This is a genomic window from Synechococcus sp. R55.2, assembly GCF_047462075.1.
Classification (GTDB): Bacteria; Cyanobacteriota; Cyanobacteriia; order Thermostichales; family Thermostichaceae; genus Thermostichus.
Genome location: NZ_JANSIH010000124.1, coordinates 1 through 7,770, shown reverse-complemented (window position 1 = coordinate 7,770; position 7,770 = coordinate 1). Strand labels below are relative to the sequence as shown.

Here is a 7,770-nt window from a genome sequence, read left to right as displayed (position 1 = left end):
GCAAGGCGCTCTGGGTGTTATGCTCAGAGCTTTGCGGGATACCGCCTTTCTGTTCAGTAATGGACAGAATGCTATCGCTGCACCGTTGAGCAGTAATGGTCAGCAGTGTTCAGCGTAAATGTATCAGCATTCCTGCCATCCTCTGCTCTTGGCTTCCCAACGCCTCTTGCTGTTCAGCGGCAAGGGAGGAGTGGGCAAAACAACCTTGACCTGCGCGCTGGCTCGCCAACTGGCCCAGGTGGATCCCCAGCGCCGTCTGCTCCTGATGTCCACAGATCCCGCCCACTCGTTGGGGGACGTGCTGCAAATCTCGGTTACGGATGTGGCCCAACCCTTGCCGGATCGCCCCAATTTGCAGGTGCGGGCTTTGCAGGCGGAGATTTTGCTGCGGTCTTTTCGGCAAACCTATGGGCCGGCCCTGGAGCTCATTGCCGAGCGGGGCAGTTGGTTTGGCCGAGAGGATCTGCTGCCGATCTGGGATTTGGCGTGGCCGGGGGTGGATGAGCTGATGGCCATTCTGGAGGTCAACCGGCTGCTGGCGAGGGAGGAGGTGGATACGGTCATTCTGGATACGGCCCCCACCGGGCATACCCTGCGGCTGTTGGAGCTGCCCGACTTTTTGGATAATCTTCTGGCTGTGTTTGCCACCTTTCAGGCCAAGCATCGGGAGATCGCCCAAGCCCTGACAGGCACCTATCGACCGGATGAGGCGGATGCGTTTTTGGCCCAGTTGCAGGGGGAACTTGAGGGGGGCAAAGCCCGCTTGACCAATCCGGAGAGCACCTCTGCTTGGCTGGTGATGATCCCGGAGCAGTTGAGCGTGGCGGAAACCCGCCGCTTTTGTCAGCAACTGCAAAACCGCCGCGTGCCCATCGGCGGTCTTCTGGTCAATCAGGTGCTGCTTGCAAGAGAGAATAACAGCCAACCTTCGCTGCCCGCTGCTCTCCCCTCTCCTCTCTACTCGGCGCGGCAACAGGAACAGGGGCGCGTGCTCAAAGCCCTGCAGGAGGAGCTGCCCGGATACTCTATCTGGGTCTGTCCTTATCAACTGCAGGAGCCGGTTGGGTTGGCGGCCCTGGATGAGCTGGTTCAGCAGCTTCGCCCCTTGCCAGAGGTGCTGCTGGAGTTGGAAGGGATCCCAGAGCAAAAAGCAGAGAGCCAAGAGAAGAGAAAGTCTCTCTTCTCCACCCTCTTCCCTTCCTTCAAGGGGATCCCGGCTCTACCGGACTTTTTGGCCCAAGGGATCCGACTGGTGTTGGTGGGGGGCAAAGGGGGTGTGGGCAAGACGACGGTGGCCGGGGCCCTGGCTTGGACCTTGGCCAAGCGCCATCCCGACAAGCAGCTGTTGCTGGTCTCCATCGATCCGGCTCACTCGCTGGGGGATCTGTTTCAGACGAAACTGGGTCAGGATCCCATTCCCCTGCTGCCCAACCTGCTGGGGCAGGAGGTCGATGCGGCGGCGGTGCTGGAGCAATTCCGGCAGGATTACCTGGAGGAGGTGGCGGCCATCTTGGCGGGGGAGGGGACGGCAGGGGTGGAAGTCCAATACGACCCACAGGCGTGGCGGCAACTGCTGCAGATGCCCCCACCCGGCTTGGATGAGGTGATGGCCCTGTTGAGTGTTCTCCGACAGGAGACGAGCGGGCAGTTCGACCTGGTGGTGCTGGACACGGCTCCCACAGGCCATCTCTTGCGGTTTCTGCAGATGCCCCAGGCTCTGGAAGGTTGGGTGAGCTTGGCCCTGAAGCTGTGGCTGAAATATCGGGATGTGGTGGGCAGGTCGGAATGGGCGCAGCGGATGCGGGAGCTTTTGGCCCAGGTGCGGCAGCTTCGGCAGCAGCTCCAGGATCCCCAGTTTGTCACCTTTATCCCCGTCTTTAACCCCGAGCAAGCAGTTCTGGCAGAAACCGAGCGTCTCTTGGCGGAACTGGATGCTTTGGGGATCCCTCATCCCTACGCCGTTCTCAATCGAGTGTGGTTAGAGGATTCTACCCCCTTTGGAGAGGCCCTCCGCCGTCGTCACCAGACTCTTCTGGCCCAGCTCCCCCAGCTATTTTCCCAGCAGGCCATCTTGACCATCCCCTTCCTACATCCTCCCAGCTTGGAGAATATCGGCTCCTACTTGTTCGCTCCTCAGGAGCCCTAACCTAGGGGTAGACCTTGCTCACCCAAAGCGTTATGGATCCCAAGTTGGAAGAACGCGCCCGCGAGCTGCGCACCCTGCTGCAGAAGGCCAGCATTGCCTACTATGTCCACGATGCTCCCATCCTGGAAGACAGCGTTTACGACCGCCTCTACCGCGAGCTGCAAGAGCTGGAGCGGGCTTACCCTGAACTGGTCACCCCCGATAGCCCTACTCAGCGGGTGGGAGAAAAACCTGCAGAGCATTTTCCCACCGTCTTCCACCGCATCCCCCTCTACAGCTTGGAAAACGCTTTCAACCCAGAAGAGCTAGAGGAGTGGCAAGAGCGTCTGCTGCGAGTTTTGGGCCGTGCCCCTGTTCCCGACAGCAGGACAGAGGGAGAGCTGGAATATGTATGTGAGCTGAAGATTGATGGCGCCGCCTTGGCCCTAACCTACATCGAGGGTCTTTTGGAGCGGGGTGCTACTCGGGGGGACGGACAGGCCGGAGAGGACATCACCCCCAACGTGCGCGCCATTCGTTCGATTCCCCTGCGGCTGGCGACAGCAGATCCGCCTCCCGTTTTGGAGGTGCGGGGGGAAGTCTATCTGGCCCTAGCCGAGTTTGAACGGATCAACCAAGAGCGTCGTTCCGCCGGGGATCCCCCCTTTGCCAACCCGCGCAACTGTGCTGCCGGTACCCTGCGGCAGTTGGATAGCCGCGTTGTGGCCGCCCGCAAGCTCAGCTTCTTCGCCTACGCCCTCCACTGGCCGGAGGGATGGCCTGCCGGGGATCCCCCGCAAACCCAGTGGCAGTGTCTGCAGCAGCTCAAGGAATTGGGATTTCCAGTCAACCCCCTTTCCCAGGTCTGTCGGGGCTTGGGAGAAGTGATCCAATTTTATGAGCGATGGCGGGGTGCCCAGCTCCCCTACGCCAGCGACGGGGTGGTGGTGAAATTGAACTCCTTGCGGCTGCAGGAGGAGGCCGGCTTTACGCAAAAATTTCCCCGCTGGGCCATTGCCCTCAAATACCCTGCCCAGGAAGTCCCCACCCGCATCCGCGCCATCGTGGCCAGCGTGGGCCGTACCGGCGCCGTCACTCCAGTGGCAGAGCTGGAGCCGGTTCCTTTGGCCGGCACCCTTGTCAGCCGCGCCAGCCTGCACAATGCCGATCGCCTGCGGGAGCTGGATGTGCACATTGGCGATACTGCCATCGTGCGCAAAGCCGGGGAGATCATCCCGGAGGTGGTCGGGATCCTAAAAGAATTGCGCCCTGCCGACGCTGTTCCCTACAGCCTGCCCAGCCAGTGCCCCGAATGCCACGCCCCTTTGGTTCGTCCCCCTGGCGAAGCCGTGACCCGCTGCCCCAACCCCGAGTGCCCGGCCAAGCTGCGGGGCCAATTGCAGCACTGGGCCAGCCGTGATGCTTTGGATATCGAAGGCTTAGGGGAAAAGCGGGCAGCCCAATTGGTGGAGAGCTTGGGGGTGCGCACCGTAGCCGATCTCTACCGCCTCACCCCAGAGCAGTTGCAGGGCTTGGAGGGGATGGGATCCCGCTCCAGCCAAAAGCTGGTGCAAGCCATTCAGCGCTCTCGTCAACAGCCCTGGGAACGAGTGCTCTACGGGCTGGGGATCCCCCATGTGGGGGTGGTCACCGCCCAGATTTTGGCCGGCCATTTTCCCACCCCTGAGCTTTTGGCCCAAGCCAGCGCAGAAACCATCGCCCAGATCTATGGGATAGGCGCGGAAGTGGCCGAAGCGGTGGTGGCCTGGTTTGCCGAGCCGGCCCATCGTCGCCTGTTGCAGGAGTTGCAGGCGCTAGGGATCCCCGCTCTTCCTCAGCAGGAGAACCCTGCCGTCTCCCAGATCCTGGCCGGGAAAAAATTCGTAATCACCGGCACCTTGCCCACCCTCTCCCGCCAGCAGGCCAAGGCTTGGATTGAGAGTCGGGGGGGCAAAGTCACCGCCAGCGTCAGCCGCCAAACCGACTACGTGGTGGTGGGCTCTGACCCCGGCTCCAAGCTGGAGCAAGCCCAACAACTGGGGATCCCCCTGCTGACCGAAGCGGAGCTGTTGGCGCTGGATCCCACCGTGGAATCCGGTGATCTGCATCCTTGACAGGGTGGATCCCCGAAAAACTTGGGTAGGGTGGGTTGTCTTAGCGGCAGGGATAATTTATGATTCACCTCTAGTGAGGAGTGGACGCCAATAGGGGGAAGCGAACGAAACACGGACAGTTCCTTCCCCTTTTTGGTTACAAAAAGGCGCGGCCACACCTCCAAAAAGTATCCAACTTAACTGAAGGATTCCTTTGCCAGTGCCAGATAAGGTCAACTATGATGGGATCAGCGGAGACGCATGTTTCCGTTCACTCCTCACACCATCTTCCGCTCGGCGTCAAGTCGGGCGGTTTTTCTATAAATCCGTCCAAAGGATGTATGACCATTCCCGATAGCAGCGAAACGGCTCACCCCTTCCATTTCCAGTTTTCCTCCTTGTAAGACACTTGGGGAGAACCGAGGCTGTGGCGTTTGCACGGGTAGCGCAGAGCGCTGGAGAAGCTTATGGTCACTTTGAAGCAAGAATGAAACACCTCCGTTGCATTGCTTCCCAGCTCCCTTTTGAAGATTGGGTGGTCATGGAAGCGGCACGGAGCGCTTGGGAAGTGTCTCAATCCAGTTTGAAATGACTATATCTCCAGTCTTTCCAGTTGATCCCCATGGGAATCTCTTGGCACCCTGCCCCCTTGGGGATCTGGAAACAAGCCCTACGAGCCCAGTGGAGATGCTAGACTAGTAGGTCAGTGAGATTCCACCAACTTCGGCCTCCTTACGCTTTCGCAGCCAATTTGCGACTGGATTGGAAGGTTTAGTTTTCTTCTGGCTTTTGCCGGATTAGGATAGCCAAGAGCAAGCAGCAACGAGGATCCCATGGCCAAATATGACTCCCATCTAAAGTGCTCCTTCTGCAACAAGTCACAGGATCAGGTGCGTAAGTTGATTGCGGGGCCGGGGGTCTACATCTGTGACGAGTGCGTGGAGCTCTGCAACGAGATTTTGGATGAGGAACTCTACGACGGCAACACTCCTCCTGCTGCCGCCCCTGCCGGCGGCCGGCGTGAAGCTCCTAAAAAATCCTCCCGCAGCCTGCCTTCTTTGGCGCAGTTGCCCAAGCCGCAGGAGATCATGCGCTATCTCGACCAATATGTGATTGGCCAAGAAAAAGCTAAGAAGGTTTTGTCGGTGGCGGTTTACAACCACTACAAGCGTCTGGCTGCCAAGGCCAACCCCGGTAGCGTCGGAGTTTCGGAACTGGATGAGGTGGAGCTACAGAAGTCCAACATTTTGATCATTGGCCCCACTGGCTCCGGCAAAACCCTGCTGGCGGAAACCCTGGCTCGCATGTTGGATGTGCCTTTTGCGGTTGCAGATGCTACCACCCTTACGGAAGCTGGCTATGTGGGCGAGGATGTGGAAAACATCCTGTTGCGCCTGCTGCAGGTGGCGGACATGGACGTAGAAGAGGCCCAGCGCGGCATCATCTACATCGACGAAATCGACAAAATTGCCCGCAAAAGCGAGAACCCCTCCATTACCCGCGATGTCTCCGGCGAGGGGGTGCAGCAGGCTTTGTTGAAGATGCTGGAAGGGACAATAGCCAACGTGCCTCCCCAGGGAGGGCGCAAGCACCCCTATCAAGACTGCATTCAAATCGACACTTCCAACATCCTCTTCATTTGCGGGGGGGCTTTTGTTGGCCTGGAAAAAGTAATCGAGCAGCGCATCGGCAAGAAATCGATGGGCTTTATCAAGCCAGGAGAGCAATTGTCGGTTAGCCGCGAGCAACGTATGGCCAATGCCCTCAAGGCTTTGGAGCCTGAAGACTTGATCAAGTACGGCATGATTCCCGAATTCACGGGGCGGCTCCCGGTAGTGGCGACTTTGGATCCGCTGGATGAGAAGGCGCTGGAGGCGATCCTGACGCAGCCCAAAAACGCCATTCTCAAGCAGGCGCAGAAGCTGTTGCGCATGGACGGGGTGGAACTGGAGTTTGAACCTGCCGCCATTGCTGCCATTGCCAAAGAGGCTTATCGCCGCAAGACCGGGGCTCGCGCCCTGCGGGCCATTGTGGAAGAGCTAATGCTGGATGTGATGTACGAGGCACCCTCCCGCCGCGACCTAAAGCACATCCGCATCACCGCAGAGATGGTGGAGCGCCGTTCCACCCGCGAGCTGATTCCTCACCCCTCTACGCTGCCCAAGCCTGAGTCGGCCTAGAGTCGCGGCCCTTCCGATCCCTGCTGGATGAACTTATGATCTGTTCTTGAAAGAGGGGGCAGGAGAGCACATGGCAGGGACTACGTTCCGCTGGCGCGAACGGCAGCGGGTGGATCGTGAGTATGCGGTGATTGGGCTGGGGCGCTTTGGTTCTAGCTTGGCTCTTACCTTGATGGAGCGAGGGCACAATGTCTTGGGGATCGACCGCAGCCGTGAGATCGTGCAGCGCCTGGCGGATCAGCTGACGCAGGTGGTGGCACTCGATTCCAGCGATGAAGATGCGCTGCGAGCGGTGGATATCCTCTCCTTCGACACGGTGGTGGTGGCCATTGGCAGCGATTTTGAGAGCAATTTGCTGACGACGGTGGCCCTGAAAAGTCTGGGGGTGCGCAATGTGGTCTGTAAGGCTTCGACCGAACGACAACGCTCCATTCTTCTGCGAGTGGGGGCAGATCGGGTGGTGTTGCCGGAGCAAGAGGCAGGGCGCCGTTTGGCTCAGGTGTTGACAGCACCGGGGATCCTAGATCAGCTAGAGCTGGAGCCGGGCTACAGCATTACGGAATTACAGGTGCCGGAGGCGTTGGTGGGCCATACGCTGGCGGAGTCGGATCTGCGTCGCCGCTTCGGCATCACGGTGCTGGTGGTGAAGCGAAAGCAATCGCTGGTGGTCTCTCCCCCCGCAGACTACCTGCTGGAAAAGGGGGATTTGCTGGTGGTTCTGGGGGCCAATACCAACATCTCGCGGCTGAATGAAATGTAGGGAGGGCTCCGATGAGAGAGGGCTCCGTCCCGCTTCCGCCAGAGGAGGGCTCTGAGCGCTTGGTTCCACCGGTACCATCCCGCGCCCGCCACCTGCCGACACCGGGCTCGGCATTGTCTCAGTCCTCTAGGGCCTTTGGGAATCGTCTGCAGTGGTTTTTCGGGGGGGACAGGCGTCGCCCGCTGCCACCGCCATTGCGCCTGGTTACAGGGTTGGGGCTCTTGGCAGTGGTGGGAACTTTGGTGCTCATGTTGCCGGGGATCGGGCGCGGGGATCCCTTGAGCTGGAATGAGGCGCTGTTTACGGCCATGTCGGCCCGGAGCGTGACGGGGCTCGCGACGATTGTGGCGGCGGAGGATCTCACCCTGTTGGGCCAGATTGTGCTGCTGATCCTGATTCAGATTGGCGGGGTGGGCTTCATGGTGTTGGCGGTGGTGGTGTTTCAATTGATCGGGCGGCGCATTTCCCTCCTCAATCGCTTGGCGCTGTGCAATTCGCTGGGGCTCATCGATCCGGGGGCGATCTTGGAATTGACTCGGCGGGTGCTGCTGGGGGTCACTCTCATTTAGTTGGGGGGGGCTCTGCTGCTCTGGGTGCATTGGCGGGATCTCT

5 protein-coding genes are annotated in these 7,770 nt (G+C 59.8%); all 5 read left to right on the top strand.

Annotated elements, in window-relative coordinates; all coding sequences use genetic code 11:
* Window positions 1–118 precede the first annotated feature (118 nt).
* The 5 genes from NW838_RS04580 (at window position 119) to NW838_RS04560 (ending at window position 7,727) form a co-directional block, all read left to right on the top strand.
* Window positions 119–2,146: an ArsA family ATPase gene (locus NW838_RS04580; RefSeq protein WP_414356517.1), complete on the top strand. Its 2,028-nt coding sequence runs from the start codon at window positions 119–121 to the stop codon at window positions 2,144–2,146.
* 32 nt (window positions 2,147–2,178) lie between these two features.
* Complete coding sequence (ligA, locus tag NW838_RS04575; RefSeq protein WP_414356520.1) at window positions 2,179–4,239, top strand: NAD-dependent DNA ligase LigA; 2,061 nt, start codon at window positions 2,179–2,181, stop codon at window positions 4,237–4,239.
* An 812-nt stretch (window positions 4,240–5,051) separates the two neighbouring features.
* The gene (gene clpX / locus NW838_RS04570; RefSeq protein ID WP_414343692.1) at window positions 5,052–6,398 is read left to right on the top strand and encodes an ATP-dependent protease ATP-binding subunit ClpX; all 1,347 of its coding nucleotides are present in this window, start codon (window positions 5,052–5,054) and stop codon (window positions 6,396–6,398) included.
* Window positions 6,399–6,468: 70 nt separating this feature from the next.
* Window positions 6,469–7,158 (top strand): potassium channel family protein, encoded by a 690-nt coding sequence (locus tag NW838_RS04565; RefSeq protein ID WP_414356515.1) that lies wholly within the window; start codon window positions 6,469–6,471, stop codon window positions 7,156–7,158.
* 59 nt (window positions 7,159–7,217) lie between these two features.
* Window positions 7,218–7,727 (top strand): potassium transporter TrkG, encoded by a 510-nt coding sequence (locus NW838_RS04560; protein ID WP_414427582.1) that lies wholly within the window; start codon window positions 7,218–7,220, stop codon window positions 7,725–7,727.
* The last annotated feature ends 43 nt before the right edge of the window (window positions 7,728–7,770 follow it).